At 58.7% G+C, this 22,790-nt stretch carries 23 protein-coding genes, 1 tRNA gene and 1 pseudogene; 17 read left to right on the top strand and 8 right to left on the bottom strand.

Features of this window, described 5'->3' with window-relative positions; translation table 11 throughout:
- Positions 1-5: 5 nt before the first annotated feature.
- Genes rbsK through ACMTA2_RS11885 form a run of 3 tightly spaced genes read left to right on the top strand, consistent with a single transcriptional unit; the run spans position 6 to position 2,380 of the window.
- The gene (rbsK, locus tag ACMTA2_RS11875) at positions 6-920 is read left to right on the top strand and encodes a ribokinase (RefSeq protein WP_413794998.1); all 915 of its coding nucleotides are present in this window, start codon (positions 6-8) and stop codon (positions 918-920) included.
- Entirely contained in the window at positions 917-1,321 is a 405-nt protein-coding gene (gene rbsD, locus ACMTA2_RS11880) for a D-ribose pyranase (protein WP_413794999.1), read from the top strand. The genes rbsK and rbsD overlap by 4 nt, the downstream gene beginning before the upstream one ends.
- A gap of 30 nt (positions 1,322-1,351) precedes the next feature.
- Positions 1,352-2,380: a nucleoside hydrolase gene (locus ACMTA2_RS11885; RefSeq protein WP_413795000.1), complete on the top strand. Its 1,029-nt coding sequence runs from the start codon at positions 1,352-1,354 to the stop codon at positions 2,378-2,380.
- 44 nt (positions 2,381-2,424) lie between these two features.
- Here the strand turns inward: ACMTA2_RS11885 and ACMTA2_RS11890 are convergent, their stop codons facing one another.
- Positions 2,425-2,622: a hypothetical protein gene (locus ACMTA2_RS11890; protein WP_413795001.1), complete on the bottom strand. Its 198-nt coding sequence runs from the start codon at positions 2,620-2,622 to the stop codon at positions 2,425-2,427.
- 130 nt (positions 2,623-2,752) lie between these two features.
- Here ACMTA2_RS11890 and ACMTA2_RS11895 point away from each other — a divergent pair, with 130 nt between their 5' ends.
- A complete protein-coding gene (locus ACMTA2_RS11895; RefSeq protein ID WP_186706636.1) occupies positions 2,753-3,058 on the top strand; it encodes a hypothetical protein in 306 nt (101 codons plus the stop codon).
- 156 nt (positions 3,059-3,214) lie between these two features.
- Entirely contained in the window at positions 3,215-3,529 is a 315-nt protein-coding gene (locus ACMTA2_RS11900; RefSeq protein WP_413795002.1) for an I78 family peptidase inhibitor, read from the top strand.
- Between the two features lie 68 nt (positions 3,530-3,597).
- Here the strand turns inward: ACMTA2_RS11900 and ACMTA2_RS11905 are convergent, their stop codons facing one another.
- Both ACMTA2_RS11905 and ACMTA2_RS11910 read right to left on the bottom strand, forming a co-directional pair.
- Positions 3,598-3,810, bottom strand: a complete 213-nt coding sequence (locus ACMTA2_RS11905; RefSeq protein ID WP_003179963.1) for a cold-shock protein — start codon at positions 3,808-3,810, stop codon at positions 3,598-3,600.
- A 289-nt stretch (positions 3,811-4,099) separates the two neighbouring features.
- Positions 4,100-4,402, bottom strand: coding sequence for a hypothetical protein (locus ACMTA2_RS11910; protein ID WP_018608945.1), 303 nt, complete (start codon positions 4,400-4,402; stop codon positions 4,100-4,102).
- 370 nt (positions 4,403-4,772) lie between these two features.
- Here ACMTA2_RS11910 and thrS point away from each other — a divergent pair, with 370 nt between their 5' ends.
- The 9 genes from thrS (at position 4,773) to ACMTA2_RS11955 (ending at position 12,381) form a co-directional block, all read left to right on the top strand.
- Positions 4,773-6,695, top strand: coding sequence for a threonine--tRNA ligase (gene thrS / locus ACMTA2_RS11915; protein WP_413795003.1), 1,923 nt, complete (start codon positions 4,773-4,775; stop codon positions 6,693-6,695).
- Positions 6,695-7,246 (top strand): translation initiation factor IF-3, encoded by a 552-nt coding sequence (gene infC, locus ACMTA2_RS11920; protein WP_169432615.1) that lies wholly within the window; start codon positions 6,695-6,697, stop codon positions 7,244-7,246. The genes thrS and infC overlap by 1 nt, the downstream gene beginning before the upstream one ends.
- A gap of 60 nt (positions 7,247-7,306) precedes the next feature.
- Positions 7,307-7,501 carry a 50S ribosomal protein L35 gene (gene rpmI / locus ACMTA2_RS11925; protein WP_002553160.1) on the top strand — a complete coding sequence of 65 codons (195 nt, stop codon included), beginning with the start codon at positions 7,307-7,309 and terminating at the stop codon, positions 7,499-7,501.
- 30 nt (positions 7,502-7,531) lie between these two features.
- The gene (gene rplT / locus ACMTA2_RS11930; protein WP_002553161.1) at positions 7,532-7,888 is read left to right on the top strand and encodes a 50S ribosomal protein L20; all 357 of its coding nucleotides are present in this window, start codon (positions 7,532-7,534) and stop codon (positions 7,886-7,888) included.
- Between the two features lie 109 nt (positions 7,889-7,997).
- Positions 7,998-9,014 carry a phenylalanine--tRNA ligase subunit alpha gene (gene pheS, locus ACMTA2_RS11935; RefSeq protein ID WP_003203624.1) on the top strand — a complete coding sequence of 339 codons (1,017 nt, stop codon included), beginning with the start codon at positions 7,998-8,000 and terminating at the stop codon, positions 9,012-9,014.
- Between the two features lie 179 nt (positions 9,015-9,193).
- On the top strand, positions 9,194-11,572 hold the full coding sequence (gene pheT / locus ACMTA2_RS11940) for a phenylalanine--tRNA ligase subunit beta (protein ID WP_413795004.1): 2,379 nt from the start codon (positions 9,194-9,196) through the stop codon (positions 11,570-11,572).
- 3 nt (positions 11,573-11,575) lie between these two features.
- Positions 11,576-11,878: an integration host factor subunit alpha gene (gene ihfA / locus ACMTA2_RS11945; RefSeq protein WP_002553164.1), complete on the top strand. Its 303-nt coding sequence runs from the start codon at positions 11,576-11,578 to the stop codon at positions 11,876-11,878.
- On the top strand, positions 11,859-12,215 hold the full coding sequence (locus ACMTA2_RS11950; protein ID WP_003179985.1) for a MerR family transcriptional regulator: 357 nt from the start codon (positions 11,859-11,861) through the stop codon (positions 12,213-12,215). Before ihfA ends, ACMTA2_RS11950 begins: the two co-directional genes overlap by 20 nt.
- Before the next feature lie 89 nt (positions 12,216-12,304).
- A tRNA-Pro gene (locus ACMTA2_RS11955) sits at positions 12,305-12,381 on the top strand.
- A 422-nt stretch (positions 12,382-12,803) separates the two neighbouring features.
- Here the strand turns inward: ACMTA2_RS11955 and ACMTA2_RS11960 are convergent.
- Both ACMTA2_RS11960 and ACMTA2_RS11965 read right to left on the bottom strand, forming a co-directional pair.
- Positions 12,804-13,538 (bottom strand): NADPH-dependent F420 reductase, encoded by a 735-nt coding sequence (locus ACMTA2_RS11960; RefSeq protein ID WP_413795005.1) that lies wholly within the window; start codon positions 13,536-13,538, stop codon positions 12,804-12,806.
- Between the two features lie 258 nt (positions 13,539-13,796).
- Complete coding sequence (locus tag ACMTA2_RS11965; protein WP_413795006.1) at positions 13,797-14,555, bottom strand: SDR family oxidoreductase; 759 nt, start codon at positions 14,553-14,555, stop codon at positions 13,797-13,799.
- A 100-nt stretch (positions 14,556-14,655) separates the two neighbouring features.
- Here ACMTA2_RS11965 and ACMTA2_RS11970 point away from each other — a divergent pair, with 100 nt between their 5' ends.
- Positions 14,656-15,246 (top strand): TetR/AcrR family transcriptional regulator, encoded by a 591-nt coding sequence (locus ACMTA2_RS11970; RefSeq protein WP_413795007.1) that lies wholly within the window; start codon positions 14,656-14,658, stop codon positions 15,244-15,246.
- 157 nt (positions 15,247-15,403) lie between these two features.
- On the opposite strand, the pseudogene ACMTA2_RS11975 reads toward ACMTA2_RS11970, so the two are convergent.
- The 3 genes and pseudogenes from ACMTA2_RS11975 to ACMTA2_RS11985 all read right to left on the bottom strand — a co-directional run.
- A pseudogene (locus tag ACMTA2_RS11975) lies at positions 15,404-15,730 on the bottom strand (NAD(P)-dependent oxidoreductase); the annotation flags it as partial.
- A 398-nt stretch (positions 15,731-16,128) separates the two neighbouring features.
- On the bottom strand, positions 16,129-16,821 hold the full coding sequence (locus tag ACMTA2_RS11980; protein ID WP_413795008.1) for a response regulator: 693 nt from the start codon (positions 16,819-16,821) through the stop codon (positions 16,129-16,131).
- Positions 16,796-20,188, bottom strand: a complete 3,393-nt coding sequence (locus ACMTA2_RS11985; RefSeq protein WP_413795009.1) for an ATP-binding protein — start codon at positions 20,186-20,188, stop codon at positions 16,796-16,798. The genes ACMTA2_RS11980 and ACMTA2_RS11985 overlap by 26 nt, the downstream gene beginning before the upstream one ends.
- Before the next feature lie 319 nt (positions 20,189-20,507).
- Here ACMTA2_RS11985 and urtA point away from each other — a divergent pair, with 319 nt between their 5' ends.
- Both urtA and urtB read left to right on the top strand, forming a co-directional pair.
- A complete protein-coding gene (gene urtA, locus ACMTA2_RS11990) occupies positions 20,508-21,752 on the top strand; it encodes an urea ABC transporter substrate-binding protein (protein ID WP_058542510.1) in 1,245 nt (414 codons plus the stop codon).
- A gap of 116 nt (positions 21,753-21,868) precedes the next feature.
- Positions 21,869-22,786: an urea ABC transporter permease subunit UrtB gene (gene urtB / locus ACMTA2_RS11995; protein WP_413795010.1), complete on the top strand. Its 918-nt coding sequence runs from the start codon at positions 21,869-21,871 to the stop codon at positions 22,784-22,786.
- The last annotated feature ends 4 nt before the right edge of the window (positions 22,787-22,790 follow it).

Genomic DNA, 22,790 nt, shown 5'->3' on the forward strand with positions numbered 1-22,790 from the left:
GATGTATGCCAGCAAACGTAGTGGTAATAGGCAGCCTGAACATGGACCTGGTAACCCGGGCGCCGCGCCTGCCCCGTGGCGGTGAAACGCTGATCGGTGAATCGTTCGCCACCATCCCGGGCGGCAAGGGTGCCAACCAGGCGGTGGCCGCCGCGCGCCTGGGTGCCCACGTATCGATGGTCGGTTGCGTGGGCACTGATGCCTACGGCGAACAATTGCGTGGCGGGCTGTTGGTCGAGGGCATCGACTGCCAGGCGGTCAACGTGGTGGAGGGGGCTAGCGGCGTGGCGTTGATCGTCGTCGACGACAATAGCCAGAATGCGATCGTTATCGTGGCCGGTGCCAACGGTGCGCTCACCGCCGAGGTCCTGGACAGTGTCGATGAGGTGCTGCAGAGCGCCGATGTCATCATCTGCCAACTCGAAGTACCGGATGCCACCGTCGGCCATGCCCTCAAGCGCGGGCGTGAGCTGGGTAAAATCGTCATCCTCAACCCGGCGCCGGCTTCCCGTGCGTTGCCGGCCGACTGGTACGCCTGCATCGACTACCTGATTCCCAATGAAAGCGAAGCAGCGGTGCTGAGCGGGTTGGCGGTGGACTCTTTGGAAACCGCTGAAGCCGCCGCGGCGCATCTGATCGCCGCCGGTGCCGGCAAGGTAATCGTTACCTTGGGCGCGGGAGGACTCCTGTTCGCCAACGGCATAAGCTTCGAACACTTCCCGGCCCCACGGGTCAAGGCAGTGGACACCACCGCCGCCGGAGATACCTTTGTCGGCGGCTTCGCGGCGGCCCTGGCCAGCGGCAAAAGCGAGGTCGATGCGATTCGTTTCGGCCAGGTCGCCGCCGCGCTGTCGGTCACCCGCGCCGGCGCGCAACCGTCAATCCCCACGTTGCTGGAAGTACAGGCTTTCAAATCATGAAAAAGACGCCGTTATTGAATGTGGCACTGTCCCGACTGATCGCTTCCCTGGGCCATGGCGACAAGGTGGTCATCGGTGATGCCGGCCTGCCCGTGCCACCTCAGGTCGAACTGATCGACCTGGCCCTGACCCATGGCATTCCTGACTTTGTCAGCACCTTGAAGGTGGTGCTCAGCGAAATGCAGGTGGAGAGCCATGTCCTGGCCGAGGAAATTCTCGACAAGCAACCGCCGGCCCTGACGACCCTGGAGGCGCTCAATGCCGAGGGGGCGCTGGGTGAGCGGACGCTGGTCAATCATGAACAATTCAAGGTCATCAGCCGACAGGCACGGGCGATCATTCGCACAGGCGAGTGCTCGCCATACTGCAATATCGTGCTGGTCGCCGGCGTCACGTTCTAATCCTGTTCAACCCTGCACAAGGAGTGCGCCATGCACCGCTATGCTCAGAAAATGCATCAACTGATCCGGAGTCTGCTGCTTTTGTCACTGATCACCGCAACGAGCGCCCAGGCGGCGGAAAAGATCGACTTGATCATCGACACCGACCCAGGCGCCGACGATGTGGTGGCGCTGCTGTTCGCCCTGGCGTCGCCCGAGGAGCTGCATATCCGTGCGCTGACCACCGTTGCCGGCAATGTGCGCCTGGACAAGACCTCGCGCAACGCTCGCCTGGCCCGCGAATGGGCAGGGCGCGAAGACGTGCCGGTCTACGCCGGTGCGCCGAAACCGTTGATGCGCACCCCGATCTACGCGGAAAACATCCATGGCAAGGAAGGCCTGTCGGGTGTCACCGTGCACGAGCCGAAGAAGGGGTTGGCCAAGGGCAATGCCGTCAACTACCTGATCGACACGCTGAAGGCGGCCAAGCCCCACAGCATCACCATAGCCATGCTGGGTCCGCAGACAAACCTGGCACTGGCGTTGGTCCAGGAGCCCGACATTGTCCAGGGCATCAAGGAAGTGGTGATCATGGGCGGTGCCCATTTCAACGGCGGCAATATCACGCCAGTGGCTGAGTTCAATCTGTTCGCCGACCCGCAGGCGGCCGAGGTGGTGGCCAAGAGCGGTGTGAAGCTCACCTACCTGCCGTTGGACGTGACCCACAAGATCCTCACCAGCGAAGCACGGCTGAAGCAGATCGCGGCGCTGAACAACAACGCCAGCAAGCTGGTGGGCGATATCCTCAATGAATACGTCAAGGGCGACATGGAGCACTACGGCATGACGGGTGGCCCGGTGCATGACGCGACCGTGATTGCCTATCTGCTCAAGCCGCAATTGTTCACCGGCCGTTCGGTCAATGTCGTCGTGGACAGTCGCGAGGGGCCGACGCTCGGGCAGACCATCGTCGATTGGTACGACGGCCTGAAGGCGCCGAAGAACGCGTTCTGGGTGGAAAACGGTGATGCACAGGGCTTCTTTGACCTGCTGACCGAGCGCCTGGCGCGTCTGAAGTAACCTTCCTGGCTGTGCGCCCGCAGGCTGACCTGCGGGTGCGTGCCTCAGTCCACGGCGTCGACGATGCTCGGGTAGCGTTCGAACGCCTGCTGGATGAAGTTGCGGGCGACCTCTGTCCCCAACTCCTTGACCAATAATTCTATGCAGATGACTGTCAGTTCCTCCGGGCTGCCCGGGCTATAGGAGCTGTGGCCCTCCGACCATTTGGCATTGATGGTGGCTTCGATGCTGACGGTGCTCATGGTCGGGCTCGCGAGTTGGAGGGCTGTAGGTGGAGTTAAGCATTTTTACCCGGGGTTTGGCACTGCGACTTAGGCATAGGGGGGAGGGCTGTGCGACACTTGTTTTTTTATTTTTCAAAGGAGCCCCGCCGTGCAGATCGATTTGAACGCTCCTGACGGCCTGACCGTTGAGGCGGTTCGTCAACTGCTGGCCTCGGCCAGTGACGACGAGCATACCCAGTTGCGCGTGACCAAGGGTGGCATCGCCTATTTGTCCTCGGGTGTGGTCGGGGGCACAGATATCGATGGTTTGCGGTTTCGGCTCGAGACCTGGGCGAAGGGCTCGGGCTACGTCGGGCGGGTCGCTGCCAGCGATGAGGTCTGGGTCATGCAGATCTACAACGCACTGAAGGACAATTGGCCCAATCCACCCTTCGATTACATCGATGTTTATTGAGCGGCGTTCATATCCAGTCACGATTCAGGCCTGAACAGCGGGAACGGGCTCAGGCAAACTGCCAGCCTTTCCCGCCTGATGGGCTGCCGTGTTGAAACCAAGCGTCGTTTGGGTTGTCGCACGCTCTCTGTTTATTCATTGAAAAAAGGAGGCTTCATGCCTTGGAAGCTCGCGTCATTGAGTACTTTGCTGGCCGCCATGTTCTTGAGCGGTTGCAGCAGCACCTCTGAATCGGCCCCAGACCCTGTGGCGACCGAGACCGGTCACAGCCGCTGCGAAGCAAAGGCCGCCGAGTTCGTCATCGGAAAGAAGGCCTCGCCACAGTTGCTGGAGCAGGCCCGTACCCGTGCTGGCGCGCAGAATGCCCGGATCCTCAAGCCCAACGACATGGTGACGCTTGAGTACCGCTCCGATCGCCTGAATCTCAATACCGATGCCAACCTGGTGATCAACCGGGTGAACTGCGGCTGACAGGCGGTTTTCAATCGCCCATAAAAAACCCCGTCACATGGACGGGGTTTTTTTAGTGCGCCGAGAAATTACTCTGGGCGAACCTGTGCAGCTTGCATACCCTTTTGGCCTTTCTCAGCCACGAAGGAAACGGTCTGGCCTTCTTTCAGGCTTTTGAAACCGTCGCTTTCGATAGCTTTGAAGTGTACGAACAGGTCGTCACCGCCACCTTGAGGAGTGATGAAGCCGAAGCCTTTTTCATCGTTGAACCATTTAACGGTGCCGGTTTGGCGATTAGACATGGTGTATCTCCAAGAAACATATATTTTCAGTGTACTGTGCTGCTCAGGCCAACTGGGCACACCCGGGTATCATAGTCGAAATGTTCGATTTGGGAGCCCCCCGCAGGCGCTGTTTGCCAATCAGTCGTGTTTACTTTACCGCCTTTGCCCGCTGAAAGGCCCGGTTTTAAAGGCTTTCAGCCGAAAGTAAAGACGATAAAAAAAGCTGTAAAACCTGAATAAATCGTTCAAAAAAGCCTGAAATCAGTGTTTTTCAACCCTGCCGGGCCCATTCAGGAAGCCTGCTTTCTCACTTTTTCGTCTTGTTGTCGGCCTTGCATTTCGCGATCTGCCCCAGCGCCTTTTGCTGCAGTTCCGGGGTGGCCTTGTTGTCCATCAAGGCCTGGATGTCCGAGGCTGGATAGGACTTGATCGCATCGGCGCCACAGGCGCAATGCGCCTTGGCAGCGGCCGGGCCGATCTGGGGTGTTGCCGCCTCCGTGCATTGGGCCATGTATTTTTCGCGCTCGCCTTTGGGCCAGTCGGCATGGGCGGTCAGTGGAAGCAGCAGGGCGAGTGGGGCGACTACTGCAAACAATGTATTGAGACGCATGCGAAGATGCTCCTTTCGGGTCGATGTCTTGATATCTGAGGCGTTGCGCTCGGTTCAGTTCAGCACTCTGGCATAAAAACCGTGGATTTACGCCTGCTTCAATTCGAGCGCGGCGATGACCGTTCATCTGTGCTAGCATGCCGGGCTCGGCTATTTCCAGGCTGTGGACGCTCGTTCGTCCCGGTGGCAAAAGTCCGAATAACCCTGATTTGAATCCCAGTCACTCTGGTTCGGTTTTCCCGGTTGGCCGCAAGGCTCCTGCCGCTGTAAGGCAGGCGTTCGTCATTGAATGGCCTGGACTGGATCTTGTACTGGCTCATCCCAACCCACGTGACCTTTGGTAGGGGTCACCACTAGGAGAGGAGGCGCCATGCCAACTATTACTCTTCCCGACGGCAGTCAACGTTCGTTCGATCACCCGGTTTCCGTAGCCGAGGTCGCCGCATCCATCGGCGCGGGCCTGGCAAAGGCCACCTTGGCCGGCAAGGTCAACGGCAAACTGGTCGACGCCAGTGACGTCATCGACAGCGACGCTACGCTGCAAATCATCACGCCCAAGGATGAAGAGGGGCTGGAGATCATTCGCCACTCCTGCGCGCACTTGGTTGGCCACGCGGTCAAGCAGCTGTACCCGAGCGCGAAGATGGTCATCGGGCCTGTCATTGATGAAGGCTTCTATTACGACATCGCCTTCGAGCGTCCTTTCACGCCGGACGACATGGCGGCCATCGAACAGCGCATGCAGCAGCTGATCGAGAAAGATTACGACGTCATCAAGAAAGTCACCCCGCGCGCCGAAGTCATCGAGGTCTTCAAGGCCCGGGGCGAAGATTACAAGCTGCGTCTGGTGGAAGACATGCCGGACGAGCAGGCCATGGGCCTGTACTACCACGAAGAATACGTCGACATGTGCCGTGGTCCGCACGTGCCGAACACGCGCTTCCTGAAATCCTTCAAGTTGACCAAGCTGTCCGGCGCCTACTGGCGTGGCGATGCGAAGAACGAGCAATTGCAGCGCGTCTATGGCACTGCCTGGGCTGACAAGAAGCAACTGGCGGCCTACATCCAGCGCATCGAAGAAGCCGAGAAGCGCGACCATCGCAAGATCGGCAAGCGCCTGGGCCTGTTCCACACCCAGGAAGAGTCCCCGGGCATGGTGTTCTGGCACCCGAACGGCTGGACGATGTACCAAGTGCTCGAGCAGTACATGCGCCAGGTCCAGCGTGAGAACGGCTACCTGGAGATCAAGACGCCGCAAGTGGTCGACCGCAGCCTCTGGGAGAAATCCGGGCACTGGGCCAACTACGCCGACAACATGTTCACCACCCAGTCGGAAAACCGCGACTACGCCATCAAGCCAATGAACTGCCCTTGCCACGTGCAGGTGTTCAACCAGGGCTTGAAAAGCTACCGCGAACTGCCGATGCGCCTGGCCGAGTTCGGTGCCTGCCACCGCAACGAGCCGTCGGGTGCGCTGCACGGCATCATGCGCGTGCGTGCGTTTACCCAGGACGATGCGCACATTTTCTGCACCGAAGAGCAGATGCAGGCCGAATCCGCCGCCTTCATCAAGCTGACGATGGATGTCTACCGGGACTTCGGCTTCACCGATGTCGAGATGAAGCTGTCCACTCGTCCGGAAAAACGCGTCGGCTCCGACGAGCTGTGGGATCGCGCCGAAGCGGCCCTGGCCGCCGCCCTCGACAGCGCGGGCCTTGCGTACGACCTGCAGCCGGGCGAGGGGGCCTTCTACGGTCCGAAAATCGAATTCTCGCTGAAAGATTGCCTCGGTCGTGTGTGGCAGTGTGGTACCTTGCAGCTCGATTTCAACCTGCCGATCCGTCTGGGCGCTGAATATGTGTCCGAAGACAACAGTCGCAAGCACCCGGTCATGCTTCACCGCGCGATCCTCGGTTCGTTTGAGCGTTTCGTCGGGATCCTGATCGAACACTACGAGGGTGCGTTCCCTGCGTGGCTGGCGCCGACCCAGGCAGTGATCATGAATATCACTGATAAACAGGCAGATTTTGCCGCCGAAGTCGAAAAAACTCTCAACCAAAGCGGATTTCGTGCCAAGTCCGACTTGAGAAATGAAAAGATCGGCTTTAAAATCCGCGAGCATACTTTGCTCAAGGTTCCCTTTCTCTTGGTTATTGGAGATCGGGAGGTCGAGATGCAGACTGTCGCTGTGCGTACTCGTGAAGGTGCTGACCTGGGCTCGATGCCCGTCGCCGAATTCGCTGAGTTCCTCGCGCAAGCGGTTTCCCGGCGTGGTCGCCCAGATTTGGAGTAATTATTATTAAGCGTGAAATGAGACAAGATAAACGAGCTGCACCGAAAGCCCCGATCAACGAGAATATCTCGGCACGCGAGGTTCGGTTAATTGGCGCTGACGGCGAGCAGATTGGCATCGTCTCGATTGATGAAGCGCTTCGTATTGCTGAAGAAGCCAAGCTTGATCTGGTAGAAATTTCCGCAGACGCAGTCCCACCTGTTTGCCGGGTGATGGACTACGGCAAGTCGATCTTCGAAAAGAAGAAGCAGATTGCCGCGGCGAAGAAAAACCAGAAGCAGATTCAGGTAAAAGAAATCAAGTTTCGTCCAGGGACGGAGGAAGGGGATTACCAGGTAAAACTGCGCAACCTGGTACGTTTCCTGAGTGACGGGGACAGGGCCAAGGTATCCTTGCGATTCCGCGGCCGTGAGATGGCCCACCAGGAGCTGGGGATGGAACTCCTCAAGCGGGTTGAACAAGACCTGCTCGAGTACGGTTCGGTCGAACAGCATCCTAAGATGGAAGGACGCCAGCTGATCATGGTCATCGCCCCGAAAAAGAAGAAGTAATCACCAGGGCACGGCAGGCCTTGCGATTATGTTTATCAACTGAATGCGGAGTATCCGAACATGCCAAAGATGAAAACCAAAAGTGGTGCTGCTAAGCGGTTTCTGAAAACTGCTAACGGTATCAAGCACAAGCACGCTTTCAAGAGCCACATCCTGACCAAAATGTCGACCAAGCGTAAGCGTCAACTGCGCGGTAGCAGCTTGCTGCATCCGTCTGACGTGGCAAAAGTCGAGCGCATGCTGCGCCTTCGTTAATTTTTGGATCAAGAATAGAGGAAGTAACTCATGGCTCGTGTAAAGCGTGGCGTCATTGCCCGTAAGCGTCACAAGAAAATTCTGAAACTTGCTAAAGGCTACTACGGCGCGCGCTCCCGCGTATTCCGTGTTGCCAAGCAAGCGGTAATCAAGGCAGGCCAATACGCCTACCGTGACCGTCGTCAGAAAAAACGTCAGTTCCGCGCTCTGTGGATCGCTCGTATCAATGCTGGTGCTCGTGTTAACGGTCTGTCCTACAGCCGTTTCATCGCTGGCCTGAAAAAAGCGTCCATCGAGATCGACCGTAAGGTTCTGGCTGATCTGGCAGTGAACGAAAAAGCGGCGTTTGCTGCGATTGTCGAGAAAGCTAAAGCCACCTTGGCTTAAGTACCCCCGGCAGTCACCGGGGCTCACCTCTGTGGGCCCAGGTGTCAAACGTCATAAATAGGGGAAGAGCCTTAAAGCTCTTCCCCTATTTTGTATCTGGAGTCTGTACATGGAAAACCTGGACGCGCTGGTCGCTCAAGCACTAGAGGCTGTGCAAAGCGCTGAAGATATCAATGCCCTGGAGCAAATCCGGGTTCACTACCTTGGCAAGAAGGGCGAGTTGACTCAGGTGATGAAGACCCTGGGGAACCTGCCAGCCGAAGAGCGTCCGCAGGTCGGTGCGCTGATCAACGTTGCCAAGGAGCGTGTCACAGAGGTCCTCAATGCGCGCAAGGCATTGTTCGAGGAGGCGGATCTGGCTGCCAAGCTCGCCGCCGAGTCCATCGACGTGACCCTGCCTGGCCGTGGCCAGACTTCCGGTGGCCTGCATCCGGTGACCCGGACGCTGGAACGCATCGAGCAGTTCTTCACCCACATCGGCTACGGCATTGCCGAAGGCCCTGAGGTCGAAGACGACTACCACAACTTCGAAGCGCTCAACATCCCAGGCCATCACCCGGCCCGGTCGATGCATGACACTTTCTATTTCAATGCGAACATGTTGTTGCGCACCCATACCTCTCCGGTACAGGTCCGCACCATGGAATCGCAACAGCCGCCGATCCGCATCGTCTGCCCAGGCCGTGTGTACCGCAGCGACTCCGATATCACCCACTCGCCGATGTTCCACCAGGTCGAAGGCCTGCTGGTTGATCGCGACATCAATTTTGCCGACCTGAAAGGAACGATCGAAGAGTTCCTGCGGGTGTTCTTCGAAAAAGAACTGGCCGTGCGTTTCCGCCCTTCGTACTTCCCGTTCACCGAACCATCGGCTGAAGTCGACATGGAGTGCGTGATGTGCAGCGGTAAAGGCTGCCGCGTCTGCAAACAGACGGGCTGGCTGGAAGTCATGGGCTGCGGCATGGTTCACCCGAACGTGCTGCGTATGTCCGGGATCGATCCGGAAGAGTTCTCGGGCTTTGCTTTCGGCATGGGCGTCGAGCGCCTGGCCATGCTGCGTTACGGTGTGAATGACTTGCGCCTGTTCTTCGACAACGACTTGCGATTCCTTGCGCAATTTCGCTAGGGCTTGTACGAAAAGTCGCCGAGCGGCGATCAGGCAAGGCGAAAACAGGCGAGGAAGCGGAGTTTACTGGTTGTAAATGAGCATTCCGAGCCTGTTTTCAACGCAGCATGGTCGTCGCGCAGGCACTTTACGTACAAGGCCTAGGTCGCAGTCCGTAACGAATCTATTGGGAGAGCAGGATGAAATTCAGTGAACAATGGCTGCGCGGCTGGGTAAGCCCGCAGGTAAGTCGGGACGAGCTGGTTGCTCGCCTGTCGATGGCCGGCCTCGAGGTCGATAGCGTCACGCCGGCTGCCGGTGATTTCAGCGGTGTGGTAGTGGGCGAGGTGCTGGGCACCGAGCAACACCCGGACGCTGACAAACTGCGGGTTTGCCAGGTCAGCAATGGTGCGGAAACCTTCCAGGTGGTCTGCGGCGCGCCTAACGTGCGCCCGGGTCTGAAGATTCCGTTCGCCATGATCGGCGCCGAACTGCCGGGCGACTTCAAGATCAAGAAAGCGAAGCTGCGCGGCGTCGAGTCCAACGGCATGCTGTGCTCCCAGGCCGAGCTGCAGATTGGCGAAGGCAACGATGGCCTGATGGAACTCCCGGCGGATGCGCCGGTGGGCCAGGATATTCGTGAATACCTGGGCCTGGACGATGCGAGCATCGAGGTGGACCTGACGCCGAACCGTGGCGACTGCCTGTCCCTGGCCGGCCTGGCCCGGGAAGTCGGCGCGTTGTATGCCGTTCCCGTGACGCGTCCAGTGGTCGCGAGCGTGCCGGCCGTGCACGACGAAGTGCGCTCCATTGAAGTCCTTGCGCCGGCCGCGTGCCCGCGCTACCTGGGCCGTGTGATCCGTAACGTCGACCTGTCCAAGCCGACGCCGCTGTGGATGGTCGAGCGCCTGCGTCGCGCCGATGTGCGCAGCATCGACGCCGCCGTCGACATCACCAACTATGTGATGCTGGAGCTGGGTCAGCCGCTGCATGCGTTCGATCTCGCCGAAATCAACGGCGGCATCCGCGTACGCATGGCCGAAGAGGGTGAGAAGCTGGTTCTGCTCGACGGCCAGGAAGTGACCCTGCGCAGCGACACCCTGGTGATTGCCGACCACGCTCGCGCCTTGGCAATTGCTGGCGTAATGGGCGGCGAGCACAGCGGTGTCTCCAAGACGACCCGCGATGTATTCCTGGAAAGCGCGTTCTTCGACCAGATCGCCGTCGCTGGCAAGGCCCGCTCCTATGGCCTGCACACCGACGCCTCGCACCGCTACGAGCGTGGTGTGGACTGGCAGCTGGCCCGTGAAGCCATGGAGCGTGCCACCGGCCTGCTGCTGGAGATTACCGGTGGCGAAGCCGGCCCGGTCATCGAAACCGTCAGCGAACAGCACCTGCCAAAAATCGCACCGATCACCCTGCGTGCCCAACGCATCACCCAGATGTTGGGCATGGAAATGGATCCGGTCGAAGTCGAACGCCTGCTCAGTGCCTTGGGCCTGAACATCAGCGCCGATGGGGCAGGGCAGTGGCGCGTCGAAGTGCCGAGCCACCGCTTCGATATCAGCCTGGAAGTCGACCTGATCGAAGAACTGGCCCGCCTGTACGGCTACAACCGCCTGCCGGTTCGCTACCCGCAAGCGCGCCTGGCCCCACAGGCCAAGGCTGAAGCCCGCAGCGACCTGCCGGAACTGCGCCGCCTGCTGGTGGCCCGTGGTTATCAGGAAGCGATCACCTACAGCTTCATCGATCCACGCCAGTTCGAGCTGTTCAGCCCAGGCGTCGAGCCGCTGTTGCTGGCCAACCCGATTTCCAACGACATGGCAGCCATGCGCTCGTCCCTGTGGCCGGGCCTGGTCAAATCGCTGCAGCACAACCTCAACCGCCAGCAGGATCGCGTGCGCCTGTTCGAAAGCGGTCTGCGTTTTGTCGGGCAGCTGGAAGGCTTGAAACAAGAGCCGATGCTGGCCGGTGTCGTCTGCGGCAGTCGCTTGCCGGAAGGTTGGGCGCAAGGTCGCGATGTCGTCGACTTCTTCGACGTCAAGGCTGACGTGGAAGCGGTGCTGGGCTTCGCCGGTGCGCTCGACGCATTCACGTTCGTCCCGGGCAAGCACCCGGCGCTGCACCCGGGTCAGACCGCACGCATCGAGCGAGACGGGCGTGAAGTAGGCTATGTCGGTGCCATTCACCCTGAACTGTCGAAAACCCTGGGCCTTGATCGTCCAGTCTTTGTTTTCGAGCTGGTCCTGGCCGAAGTGGCGCAGGGGAAAATGCCGAAATTCCAAGAGTTATCGCGCTTTCCTGAAGTGCGTCGTGACCTTGCGTTGCTGGCCGACCGTGACGTTGCTTCCAGTGCTGTACTGGACGTAATCCGTGAAAATGCAGGCGAATGGCTGACGGACCTCAGGCTATTTGACGTGTATCAGGGTAAAGGCATTGATCCGCATAGAAAAAGCCTTGCAGTTGGCTTGACCTGGCAGCATCCATCGCGCACTCTTAATGACGATGAGGTGAATACCGCAACGCAGAATATCCTCACCTCGCTCGAAACCAGGTTGAACGCCACGTTAAGGAAGTGACGTATGGGGGCTCTGACGAAAGCTGAGATGGCGGAACGTCTGTATGAGGAGCTGGGCCTGAATAAACGGGAGGCCAAAGAATTGGTCGAACTGTTTTTCGAAGAAATCAGGCACGCTCTGGAAGACAACGAACAGGTCAAATTGTCCGGTTTCGGCAATTTCGACCTGCGGGACAAACGCCAGCGGCCTGGCCGCAATCCGAAAACGGGAGAAGAAATCCCGATCACGGCTCGCCGTGTGGTCACCTTTCGTCCAGGGCAGAAGTTGAAGGCCCGAGTTGAGGCTTATGCTGGAACCAAGTCATAACGACGAACTACCCGTCATCCCGGGCAAACGCTACTTCACCATTGGTGAAGTCAGCGAGCTATGTGCGGTAAAACCGCACGTGCTGCGCTATTGGGAGCAGGAGTTTCCTCAACTCAACCCGGTCAAGCGCCGCGGAAACCGTCGGTATTATCAGCGACAGGACGTGCTGATGATCCGGCAGATCCGCGCGCTGCTCTACGATCAGGGGTTCACCATTGGCGGTGCGCGCTTGCGCCTCTCCGGTGATGAAGCCAAAGACGATACAACCCAGTACAAACAGATGATCCGCCAGATGATCGCCGAGCTCGAAGATGTACTGGTGGTGCTCAAGAAATAAATTTCTGCTTTAAATACTTCCAGTTTTCAAAAGCTTGCGATATATTCTTGAGCGTTCCGTTGAGAAGCGGAACAAGATTCACGCCTAGTCGGGGCGTAGCGCAGTCCGGTAGCGCACTAGCATGGGGTGCTAGGGGTCGAGTGTTCGAATCACTCCGTCCCGACCATATTCTTCAATGACTTAGCCCAATCTGAAAAGGTTGGGCTTTTTCATGTCTGAAAAAATACTCCCACATTTACTCCCACGAATATTCTGGATCTAGGTGGCTTCTACGTCTGTCGACTACATCGTGATCCATTTCGTTTTCAACGAATTATCCCAGCACGTCGATGGCATGGACATCCATCAGCAGTTTCGACGATTTTTTGGAGTTTCGCGGGAGCGATAGCCAAAAAACATTTTTACTTGGCTCTAGAACGGTAGTTTAAGGGCAAAAAAAGTGCGTTATGCTCCCATTGTTGTCCCCAATCTCCGCCAATATGCGAGCGATCGCGAATGGCGATTTTTGACAGAAAACCAAGATGGAACTGGGTGGCCTTCAGTGTACTTCCAGACTGCTAGTGGATGGAGGTTAGGGGCTCCCGATAGTCAGGCTGTTAGTTCCCGATTCATGGCAACAATTTCCTCGTGTGTGAAATTGCCACCGGGAATCATGAACTTGGCCATCAGGGCATCCCGGTTTTGAGGCGCCCTCAACTTGTCTGCCGCGCACAAGGCCGACTTCAGCTCTGGTAACTTCAGTTCGGTGCAATAGGCAGGTGTGCCTGGTTGCTGACGCCATGAGTCTTCAAGGCTTCCAGCGGCAAGTGCGGTAAAGCCGGTATCCTCTACAAGATCCTGCACGATTGCTTCAGCATTGATGTCACCACCAGCTACAGGTAGGGCTTTGCGTGAGGACGAGTCGGCTGGTTGGCCGTGCTCGGCAAGAGTCGCTGCGAGGACGGCATTCCATGCCTTAACGACCGGGCGTCCAATTTGCTCGCTTACCCAAACGCTTTCTGGCTTACCGTCATCTACTTCTTTAATTGCCCCGTCTCGCCCCGGATAATAATTGGAGGTGTCAATGACAACGACCCTCTCGGGAACATTACTCAACGTTTGCCGGAGATCCGGGTATTTTGCAAAGGGGATCGAGAGGATAACGGCATCCACGTTGGACACAGCATCTTCTTTAGTCACCGCGCTTACACCGATTTCGTTGGCAAGGTTTTGAAGGGTATGAGGACTCTTCGAGTTTGCCAGTTTGACTTCATGGCCGCACGCAGCGAGCTTGCGGGCAAGAGTCGCCCCAATGTGGCCTGCGCCGATAATTCCGATTTTCATTTCAATACACCCTCACCTACGGACAATAATCAAGCTATTGCTTGTCTTCTCAACAAGCGGTGCCTATCAATCCTTGAGCGCTGTGAATGAGAGCTTCAAACTGATTTTCCGTGGCACCGACCTCGAGATCCATCATGGCAACGTCGTACTTATCTGGTTAGAACTCAAGCACGCTGAGCGAGAGGCGACTGAGCGTCCAGCCAAGCAGATGCCATCTGGTTACAGCGATGGCATCAGATGCTACTCACACGGTTGACATCATTCTGCCGGTTGTTTGTATCCCGCTAGCATTTTCAATATCTCATGATGTGAACCGCTCGCTTCAGCAAACCGTAATGGCTTGGCGCGCTCGACGACAAGTTCGCGTGGGGTCGGAGAGATCTCGAGCAGTTCGAAGATTTCATCCAGAAACTCGTCCAAGGGCATGGCGTGTTCGTCGTTTTCCTGCCCAAGCAAAGTGGTACGTACACCCGGCGGCGCAAGCTCGATAACCTCGACCGGCGAGTCCTCTAGCTGCACTCGAAGACTTTGAGTGAACGAATGAACTGCCGCTTTGGTTGCGCTGTATGTCGGTGTCGCAGGTAGCGGGACGAATGCCAACGCCGAACTGACATTCACAATCGTTGCACTGGGCTGCTTGATCAGCAGGGGGGTGAATGCATATACCATGCGAATCGTGCCAAGTAAGTTCGTTGTCACGATATCTTCGGCGGTGCTCAGGTATTCCGGGTCAGTCAGATCCTCCCAATGCATGATGCCAGCATTGTTTATGAGGACGTTCAGATTTGGGTGGCTGGCCGCAAGCGCCTCGCTGCTGCGCTGGATGGATTGTGGATCGGAGACGTCCAGCAATACTGATTCAATACCTGGATGCTCCGACGCGATCTTGTCGAGCAGAGCCTTGCGACGTCCCGCGATGATGACTTTGTTGCCCGCCTTGTGAAGCCTAAGCGCCAGACCGAGGCCAATGCCTGAGGTGCCGCCAGTAACCAGAATCGTGTTGCCAGTGCTGTTCATAGTAAACTCCAGAAACGATGCTTAAGCGGACAAGTGTCCACTTGCAGAAAGGTACCGGACAATTGTCCGTTTAGCAACGCAATGAAGGAAAACTTTGCTCATGACTGACGAGTTGGTGATGCGTTCTGACGCCAAGAAAAACCGTGAACGGATACTGGAGGTCGCGGTGGTGGAGCTGACTAGCGATCCTGCGGTTCCGTTGAGCACGATTGCGAAGAAGGCTGGGGTGGGACAGGGCACGTTCTATCGCCACTTTGCCACCAGAGAGAAGCTGGTATTCGAGGTTTATCAATTCGAGATGCAGCAGGTGGCATCGTTGGCGGAACAGCTCCTCGCGACAAAACCACCTAAGGAGGCCCTCCGAGAATGGATGGACTGCCTCGCTGAATATGCAATGACAAAGGCAGGACTCGCTACTGCGATACAACAAGCTGCGTCTATTTACGAGTTCCCAGGGAAGTCGGGATACGCTCCAGTCCAGGCAGCTGCAGAGTCGCTTTTGAGGGCAAATGAAAAGGCCGGAACGATTCGTAGCGGGATTACTAACGACGACTTTTTTCTAGCCATCGCTGGAATATGGCAAATGGATTCCCAGAGCGAATGGCGCTCGCGTCTCGACAGACTGATGAACTTGGTAATGGATGGTCTATGCGCAGGCAGCCCCGAAAGCCTGAAAAAGAATAACGTCTAGCATCCAGAAATCAGGACACGCGTCGGCGACAACAGGAAACGGAGCGCATCGACCAAAAGCCGGTTTTGTTTAGAGTCGGCTTGAGCTTGAGTAGGTGCTCCAATTTATAAGCCGCGCTCCATCCAGTACGGCGGCCATACTGCCAGCGTCCTTGTCGTCACTCCGTCCACCTGCGTCCTAGCCCGTGGACAATCACGAGGTCTCTCGGTCGCTGTCCTTCGAGACCCATAAGCAAATTTTCCAGAGCACGCTGTGCCATTGCATTGCGCGTATCGGTTGTCGCAGAGCCGATATGAGGTACGGTGGCCAGGTTCTTTAATTTGAAAAGCCTTGAACTCGCTAGCGGCTCTTTCACATAAACATCTAAACCAGCTGCTCGTATCGTCTTTTCTTCAAGCGCTTGAATGAGTGCGTCCTGATCAACCACAGGGCCACGAGAAACGTTGATCAAGATACTTTCCGCGCCCATCAACGCTAGCTCACGTCACTCCCAAAATGGGATGCATCGATGGTATTTTTCCAGTTCCCCTCTTTCATCCCGACCATATTCTTTAATGACTTAGCCCAATCTGAAAAGGTTGGGCTTTTTCATGCCTGGAAAATACCCCCACATTCACTTCCACGGATATTCTGGATCGCGAAATGTTATGCCGCGATGGCCTCGTTAGCCTGTGCTGTGGGGTGTTTGCGACATCACTTTTCGTACAGTGCCTAACATCCACTGCATGCACAATCCGGGCGATGTCAGCGACGTCAACAATGCCTGGGTGGCTGGGCTGAACATCCAGAGCCGTTTCTAACGTTCCTGCTTCATCCACCAGGTTCTGTCATGGACGAAAACGGCCCGGGTGCTCATCCGACAATATGTCTGGTTATCGTGGCTTACCTTGCAGCACTGTTGCGAGAATCGGTCATGGCCGACAAGGCCACGGAGGTCGCTGCTGTGCGCGTCTCTACACCTAACTTCACGTACACATGTTCCAGATGTTTGTTCACGGTGCGTGGGCTCAGATCGAGGATGGTGCCAATGTCGCGGTTGGTCTTGCCGCAGGCTACCCAGCGCAGAACCTCGACTTCCCGACCGGTGAGCTGAAAGCGTGCCGACAGCACCCTTTGCGCCGGTTCGTCGTCCAGGCTCGGCGCGGCTGGCTGTGACGCCGCTCGGGCCGACAGCAGGATGCGCGAGGTGCGCAGGTGCGCGGCGACCCGGGCCAGCACTTCGTCGGTCTGGATCGGCTTGGTCACGTAGTCGCTGCCACCCACTTCAAAGCCTTGGACCACATGCCTGCTTTCCGTCAACGCGGTCATGAACAGCACCGGAATATCGGCGTTGGCCGGGTGCTCCTTGATCCGCCGGCAGGTCTCGAAGCCGTCCAGGCCCGGCATCATCGCATCCAGCAGGATCAGGTCCGGACGCCGACGTTCGATGCGGTTCAGGGCGCTGAGCCCGTCGAGGGCCACCAGCACCATGTAGCCGGCATCGTTGAGGGCGTCGGAGAGCATGGCGAGGTTGTCCGGGGTGTCGTCCACAATCAACACGACACCGGGTTCAGCGACTGTGGTCAGTGCATTCATCTTCTGCCTCCTTGAGGGCGCGGTTGATTTCGTCCAGGCGAAAGTTTTTCAGCAGTTTGCGTAGCGAACTGATGAACGGGGCGGTGGCTGGCGTCTCGGCCTGGATGGCGTCGAGTTTTTCGTGCAGGCCGCGTACGTAGCCGATGGCGCTGAGTTCGCCGAGGGCGATGAGGTCAGGCTGTGAGGGCAATATCCCTGGTTCGGGGAATGTCGCAGGGGCTGGTTTTTCGCGGCGCAGCCAGTGCAGGTCGAGCTGTTTCTGGATCCGCTCGAGCAGCTCCGGGGTGTGTACCGGCTTGGCAAGGTAGTCGTTGCAGACACTGGCCAGGCTGCGCTCGCGCTCGTCGTTAAAGGCGTTGGCCGATATCACGATGATCGGTGCCGTGGACAACGCGTTGCGGCGGATCAGCCGACTGGTTTCCCAGCCATCCATCGTCGGCATCGACAGGTCCATGAGGATCAGGTCCGGCCCCAGCAGGGCGACCTGGCGAATCGCTTCCTGGCCGTTGCTGGCCTGGACCACTTCAAAGCCCAGGGGCGTGAGCATGCCGCTGAGGACCTTGCGATGGTCCACATGGTCGTCCACTACCAGCACCAGACGCCGCGGCCCCTGGTAGCCGATGATGTCGTGTTCGACATGGATCACCGCCTGCGGCACCCGTACTTGCGAGAGAAACAGGCGCACCTGGAAACAGGTGCCCTTGTCCTGCTGACTCTTGACCTGCAACTCGCCGCCCATCAGCGAGGTGAGCATGCGGGTAATGGTCAGGCCCAGGCCAACACCCTTGTCCTGGCGCATGAGATCACCACGTTCGAAAGGCTGGAAAATTCGCTCGATGTGTTCGGGGTCGATGCCGATACCCGTGTCGATGATGTCGAAGGTTGCTGTCTCGCGCATGTAACTGACCCGCAGGCAGACCTCGCCGCTGTCGGTGAAGTTGACCGCATTGCCCAGCAGGTTGATGAGGATCTGCCGGACGCGCTTTTCGTCGCCTCGCACCACCGCCGGCATCTTGCCGATCAGCTCCAGGCGAAAGCGCAACCCTTTGTCCCGGGCTTGTGGGGTGAACATCAGTTCCAGATCGTGGATCAGTTCCGGGAAGGGGATTTCCGTCGCTTCCAGGCGTAGTTTGCCGGCCTCGATCTTGGCCACATCGAGCAGCCCGTCGATCAGCGACAGCAAGTGCGAGCCGCTGCGCAGAATGGTCGCCAGGGCATCCTGATGCTGCTCCGGCATGGCCGCGTCGCGCTGCAGGATCTGGGTAAAACCGAGGATGCTGTTCAACGGCGTACGCAGTTCGTGGGACAGTCCGGTGACGTAGCGACTCTTGGCCGCGTTGGCCGCCTCGGAAGCCTCCTTGGCATCTTGCAGGGCTTGGTCGGTCAAGCGGTGGGCTTCGATTTCCTGCATCAGCAGCAGGGTCTGGCGGTCCGATTCTTCCTGGGCCACGCGGCGGCTTTCCCGCGTCAGAACCACCCACCAGGCGAGGATGGCCGCCAGTACCGAGAGTGTCAGGAAGGCCTGGAAAAATGCCTGGTACAGCGTCGCCTGGGCTTGCGGCGAGTGGGGCAGGCCCTGGGAGGCCTGGCCATAGATCAGCGCCAGAGCGCCGCTGAGCATCAGGATCAGCGCGAGCAGCAGGCCCAGGTAATGCACCAGCCGGGTGTGCAGGCGAGGCACCGTGGCATTGGGCAGCAACCAATGCAACAGCGCTTCGAACTGCGCCGACAGACGCCCGTGAGGTTTGCAGCGATCGCCGCAACGCGCGTCCAGCGAGCAGCAAAGTGAGCAGATGGGCGTGCCGTAGGCCGGACAGAAAGCCATGTCGGCGGTTTCGAACGGGTTGCTGCACAGGCCGCAGGTGATCTGCGTGCTCGGTGCCACCGGTTGCAGCAATAGCGGATCGCTGGTGCGGGCGATGTAATAACGGCTGCGAGTGGCCCAGGCCAGCAGGGGGGTCATGACCAGCGAGGTGCCGAGGGCGACGAAGGGCGGAGCGGCCTGGGCCAGCGCACCCAATAGACCGAAGTGGGCGAGGACCGACAGCAGCGAGGCAATCAGCATGGAGCCGACGCCCACCGGGTTGATGTCGTAGAGGTGAGCGCGCTTGAACTCGATGTATTTCGGTGACAACCCCAAGGGTTTGTTGATCACCAGGTCGGCGACCACCGAGCCGATCCAGGCGATGGCGATGTTGGCGTAGAGACCGAGCACCTGGTCGATGACGTCGAATACCCCCAGCTCCATCAGCATCAGGGCAATGGCCACATTGAACACCAGCCAAACTACGCGGCCGGGGTGACTGTGGGTGACCCGGGCGAAAAAGTTCGACCAGGCCAGGGAACCGGCGTAGGCATTGGTCAGGTTGATCTTCATCTGCGAGACGAAGACGAACAGCACCATGGCCGCCAGGGCCCATTCCGGCGAGGCGAACACATAACCGAAGGCCACCAGGTACATCTGGGTCGGCTCCGTAGCGCGCTCGATGGGGATCTCATGTTGCAGGGCGAGAAACGCCAGGAAGGCGCCAGCGAACATTTTCAGGGCGCCGGGCAGGATCCAGCCGGGGCCGGCGCAGAGCAGGGCAGCCCACCAGCGCTTGCGGTTGGCCGCGGTTTTTTCCGGCAGGAAGCGCAGGTAGTCGACCTGTTCGCCGATCTGCGTCACCAGGGACAGGGCCACGGTACAGGCTGCGCAAAACGCCAGCAGATTGAAGTCGCCGCTGGCATCACGGCCCTGGAAACTGGTCCAGTCGCTGAAGGCCTCGGGGTTTTTCAGCAGCACAAACAGATAGGGCAGCACCAGCAGCACCAGCCACAACGGCTGGGTCCAGAGTTGCAGGCGGCTGATCAGGGTCACCCCATAGGCCACCAGGGGGATCACCAGCACAGAGCAGATCACATAGGCAAAGGCCAATGGGATATGGAAGTACAGCTCCAAGGCCAGGGCCATGATCGCGGCTTCCAGGGCGAAGAACAGAAAGGTGAAGCTGGCGTAGATCAGCGAGGTGATGGTCGAGCCGATGTAGCCGAAGCCGGCACCGCGGGTCAGCAGGTCCATATCGACGCCGTAGCGGGCGGCGTAGTAGCTGACGGGCAGGCCGGTGAGGAAGATGATCAGGCTCACGGCGAGAATCGCCCAGAAGGTGTTGGTGAAGCCGTAGCTCAGGGCCAGTACCCCGCCAATCGCCTCCAGGGCCAGGAACGACACCGCGCCCAGGGCGGTGTTGGCGATGCGCAGCTCCGACCACCTGCGGAAGGACTTTGGTGTGTAACGCAGGGCGTAGTCTTCCATGGTTTCGTCGGCGACCCAACTGTTGTAGTCGCGACGGATCTTGGCGATGCGCTGGGTGCCAGGTGGAAGCACGGTGAAAGACTCCTGGGGTCAAGGCGCTCCGTGCCTGGCGGGTGTGCCCGTGGCGGATAGCCGAGCAATTTCCATGCCCTGCGCCGCACCGTCTTGCCGCGCCAGCTGTTGCCTGCGCGCGCGTCCGCGCAGTGCCGGTCGGTCGGGACCTGGAGCCATAGCGTGCGCCGCCTTGGTGCATTTTTCCCTACGTCAAATGACGTATGCGCTTACGTCAGGCTGCGTATACCCGTCACCGATCCGCGCCGCCATGCTGATGCCACCACCGTTGCCGGCCGCCCAAGGCGAGCTGTCAGCGTCACCGCAGAGGAGTAGCAGCATGGAACCACGATTGATCCGGACTAAAGGCCTGTTGCCGCGCCGCCTGGCGCTGGGGGCGGCGGCCCTGTCGTTGTTGGCTGCCAGTGTGTTCAGCCAGGGTGTATGGGCGGACGAGGCTAACAGCACCGGCCTGGCGGTGACCGCCACTGAAGTCACGGTCGGCCAGTTGCACTCGGCCACCGGCACCATGGCGATTTCCGAGACCGGCTCGATCCAGGCCGAACGCCTGGCCATCGAGCAGATCAACGCTTCAGGCGGCATCCTCGGTCGGCAGATCAAGGTGATCCAGGAAGACGGCGCTTCCGACTGGCCGACCTTCGCCGAGAAGGCCAAGAAGCTCCTGGTCAACGACAAGGTGGCCACGGTGTTCGGCTGCTGGACCTCGGCCTCGCGCAAGGCCGTGCTACCGATCTTCGAGAAAGAAAACGGCCTGCTCTACTACCCGACTTTCTACGAGGGGCTGGAGCAGTCGAAGAACGTGATCTACACGGGCCAGGAAGCCACTCAGCAAATCCTCGCCAGCCTCGACTGGATCGCCAAGACCAAAGGCGCCAAAACCTTCTACCTGGTGGGGTCGGACTATATCTGGCCACGCACCTCGATGAAGATTGCCCGCAAGCACATTGAAAACGTGCTGCACGGCACCGTGGTCGGCGAAGACTACTACCCCTTGGGCAACACCCAGTTCGGTTCGCTGATCAACAAGGTCAAGCTGAAGAAACCCGACGTGGTGTTCGCCGCAGTGGTGGGTGGCTCCAACGTGGCCTTCTACAAACAACTCAATGCGGCGGGCGTCAATTCGGCCAAGCAGACTTTGCTCACGCTCTCGGTCACCGAAGATGAATTGCTGGGCATCGGCGGCGAGAACATGGCCGGTTTCTATGCCTCGATGAAATACTTCCAGAGCCTGGACAACCCCAACAACAAAGCCTTCGTCGACGCCTTCAAGGCCAAGTACGGCAAGGATTCGGTGATCGGCGACGTGACCCAGGCCGCGTATCTGGGCCCATGGCTGTGGAAGGCTGCGGTGGAAAAAGCCGGCAGCTTCGATGTCGACAAAGTGGTTGCAGCCTCGCCGGGCATCGAGCTGAAAACCGCGCCTGAAGGCTACGTCAAAGTGCATGAAAACCATCACTTGTGGAGCAAGACCCGCATCGGTGAAGTACAGCCCGATGGCCAGTTCAAAGTGGTGTACGAGTCCGATCTGATCGAACCGAATCCTTTTCCTAAAGGCTACCAGTAAGGGCTGGCGCCATCCCTGGCAAGCCAGCTCCTACGGGCGTTGTGTAGGAGATGGCTGGCTGGCGATGGGGCTCCAACGGTTTTCCACATCCTCCCTCCAAGCAGGAGTCCATCATCATGGAATGGCTATCGGAATTTGGTGCCATCGCGGCGATGCAGGGGTTCAACGGCTTGTCCGTGTTCTGCGTGCTGCTGTTGATGGCATTGGGGCTGGCGATCATTTTCGGCCAGATGGGGGTCATCAACATGGCCCACGGCGAGTTCCTCACGATCGGCGCCTACACCACCTATGTCTGTTCGAGCCTGACCAGCCATTTCACCCCGTGGTTTCAACCCTATTACTTTTTCATCGCCATCGTCCTGTCGTTTCTGGTGGCCGGGGCCATTGGCTGGCTGGTGGAGTGGGCGATGATCAGTCGGCTCTACAAACGTCCGCTGGACACGCTGCTGGCGACTTGGGGGCTGTCCCTGGTGATGCAACAGACCTTCCGTTCGGTGTTCGGCGCCCGTGAAGTCAGCGCCACGCCGCCGGAGTGGCTGATGGGCTCGTTCAACCTCACCGAGTCCATCGAGATCCCGCGCAACGGTCTGTTCATGATGGCCCTGACCTTGCTGCTCACCGGGGCCATTTTTCTCTTGCTCTACCGCTCACGCTGGGGCCTGCAAGTACGGGCTACGGTACAGAACCGGTTGATGAGCCGTGCCGTGGGCATCAATACACGCAAGGTCGACCGCATGACCTTTGCCCTCGGTTGTGGTGTCGCGGGGGTGGCCGGCGCGGCCTTTACCACCATTGGTTCCACCGGGCCCACCGCGGGCTCGCAGTACATAGTCGACACCTTCCTGGTGGTGGTCTTCGGCGGCGCACAAAGCCTGTTCGGCACTATTGCGTCGGCGTTCGTCATTGCCCAGACCCAATCGATCTCGGAGTTTTTCCTCAGTGGTTCGATGGCCAAGGTGCTGACCCTGTCCGGGGTGATCCTGATCCTGATGTTGCGCCCTCAAGGGTTGTTCTCCATCAAAGTGCGCAAGTAGAGGC

It is taken from the genome of Pseudomonas medicaginis, from assembly GCF_965119365.1.
In the GTDB taxonomy this organism is placed as follows: domain Bacteria; phylum Pseudomonadota; class Gammaproteobacteria; order Pseudomonadales; family Pseudomonadaceae; genus Aquipseudomonas.

Excerpts from the sequence above, each read along its gene's own strand:
- ACMTA2_RS11960 (WP_413795005.1), bottom strand. The coding sequence starts at position 13,538 with ATGAAAATCGGAATTATCGGCGCAGGCCACATTGGGGCGACTCTTGCC.
- rbsK (WP_413794998.1), top strand. The coding sequence starts at position 6 with ATGCCAGCAAACGTAGTGGTAATAGGCAGCCTGAACATGGACCTGGTA.
- ACMTA2_RS11905 (WP_003179963.1), bottom strand. The coding sequence starts at position 3,810 with ATGTCTAATCGCCAAACCGGCACCGTTAAATGGTTCAACGATGAAAAA.
- pheT (WP_413795004.1), top strand. The coding sequence starts at position 9,194 with ATGAAATTCAGTGAACAATGGCTGCGCGGCTGGGTAAGCCCGCAGGTA.
- rbsD (WP_413794999.1), top strand. The coding sequence starts at position 917 with ATGAAAAAGACGCCGTTATTGAATGTGGCACTGTCCCGACTGATCGCT.
- ACMTA2_RS11885 (WP_413795000.1), top strand. The coding sequence starts at position 1,352 with ATGCACCGCTATGCTCAGAAAATGCATCAACTGATCCGGAGTCTGCTG.
- ACMTA2_RS11950 (WP_003179985.1), top strand. The coding sequence starts at position 11,859 with ATGCTGGAACCAAGTCATAACGACGAACTACCCGTCATCCCGGGCAAA.
- ACMTA2_RS11890 (WP_413795001.1), bottom strand. The coding sequence starts at position 2,622 with ATGAGCACCGTCAGCATCGAAGCCACCATCAATGCCAAATGGTCGGAG.
- rpmI (WP_002553160.1), top strand. The coding sequence starts at position 7,307 with ATGCCAAAGATGAAAACCAAAAGTGGTGCTGCTAAGCGGTTTCTGAAA.
- pheS (WP_003203624.1), top strand. The coding sequence starts at position 7,998 with ATGGAAAACCTGGACGCGCTGGTCGCTCAAGCACTAGAGGCTGTGCAA.
- ACMTA2_RS11970 (WP_413795007.1), top strand. The coding sequence starts at position 14,656 with ATGACTGACGAGTTGGTGATGCGTTCTGACGCCAAGAAAAACCGTGAA.
- urtA (WP_058542510.1), top strand. The coding sequence starts at position 20,508 with ATGGAACCACGATTGATCCGGACTAAAGGCCTGTTGCCGCGCCGCCTG.
- rplT (WP_002553161.1), top strand. The coding sequence starts at position 7,532 with ATGGCTCGTGTAAAGCGTGGCGTCATTGCCCGTAAGCGTCACAAGAAA.
- ACMTA2_RS11965 (WP_413795006.1), bottom strand. The coding sequence starts at position 14,555 with ATGAACAGCACTGGCAACACGATTCTGGTTACTGGCGGCACCTCAGGC.
- thrS (WP_413795003.1), top strand. The coding sequence starts at position 4,773 with ATGCCAACTATTACTCTTCCCGACGGCAGTCAACGTTCGTTCGATCAC.
- ACMTA2_RS11900 (WP_413795002.1), top strand. The coding sequence starts at position 3,215 with ATGCCTTGGAAGCTCGCGTCATTGAGTACTTTGCTGGCCGCCATGTTC.
- ACMTA2_RS11910 (WP_018608945.1), bottom strand. The coding sequence starts at position 4,402 with ATGCGTCTCAATACATTGTTTGCAGTAGTCGCCCCACTCGCCCTGCTG.
- ACMTA2_RS11980 (WP_413795008.1), bottom strand. The coding sequence starts at position 16,821 with ATGAATGCACTGACCACAGTCGCTGAACCCGGTGTCGTGTTGATTGTG.
- ihfA (WP_002553164.1), top strand. The coding sequence starts at position 11,576 with ATGGGGGCTCTGACGAAAGCTGAGATGGCGGAACGTCTGTATGAGGAG.
- urtB (WP_413795010.1), top strand. The coding sequence starts at position 21,869 with ATGGAATGGCTATCGGAATTTGGTGCCATCGCGGCGATGCAGGGGTTC.